This window comes from Pseudoalteromonas sp. TB25 (assembly GCF_000497995.1).
GTDB classification, from domain to species: Bacteria; Pseudomonadota; Gammaproteobacteria; order Enterobacterales; family Alteromonadaceae; genus Pseudoalteromonas; species Pseudoalteromonas distincta.
Map to the genome: position 1 here is coordinate 1 of NZ_AUTI01000239.1, position 1,019 is coordinate 1,019.

At 45.6% G+C, this 1,019-nt stretch carries 1 pseudogene; it reads right to left on the bottom strand.

What is annotated here, in order from left to right:
• Positions 1-1,019: pseudogene (locus L652_RS0107395) on the bottom strand (TonB-dependent receptor); the annotation flags it as partial.

Sequence of the window (1,019 nt, forward strand, 5' to 3'; positions counted from 1 at the left end):
CGCCCCGTCGTTACCGTACTCAAATACCGATCGTTTTCGGCTGTACTCTCTATCTGAGTAGCGCGCACCAAACTCTACTGAGCTAAATATGTCGCTTTCTAGCTCATATTTAAAATCGAGCTTAAATGCCGTTACTTCATCTTCTGTTTGATCTGGGTAAATACCATATTTGCTGACCATTACACGGTCTATATCGCTAAAGGCGGCCGCCTGATTAAACCCAACGTCAGGTAAATTTAAGCCGTTTAATTGATAGTTAATTGCTACGTTGTTATCAAATACTGGCGTTTCTGCATTGGCATCTTCTGCTACTAAGCTCCACAGTAAGCCATTTCTAAAATTACTTTTTGCGCGAGAAAGCGACACATCGGCATTTACGCTCAATCTATCGGTTACCTGCCAATCGGCATTAATGCCAAAACTATCTACTTCGTCAAAGTCTTGGTTGTCGTCGTTAACTATTTCAACGCGGGTATAGCTTTGCGAAGTACGGTTAACCGCTGCGCCTATTACGGCATTACCGTCGAGCTGAGCGTTTGCATATGCAGCTGTTGGCCCGCCTAACTTAACCCTCAGGCCACGGGCAAACGACTCTTTATCAAAGCGCGATAAAAACGCATCACCTTTTAATTTAAAGTTATCTGCCGGTGCCCACTCTATGGCTGCTAAATAGCCATTACGGGTTTCTTCGCCACCTAAATGCTGTAGCTCAAAGCCTTCGCTAATGTATTCGTTTTCTGGGTTAGCTAAAGGGCCATTGGTGTCGTTAGCTGCGCCATCTACATCTTTTGTGTCGTTGTAAGCAAGGCCAATAAACTGCGTTGCTACACTTGGCTGAAACAAGCGCGCATAACCCAGCGCCACGCCCAATGTGTCGTCTAGGTATTTGCCTTGATACGAAAAACTAATTCGGTCGCCAAATTCAGTGGCATCCGATACCTCTGAGGCGCGGTCGTTATACATACCGCGCACATTAGCTACAAATTTATGTGTTTGGTCGTTATTGAGTGGGCTGGCGG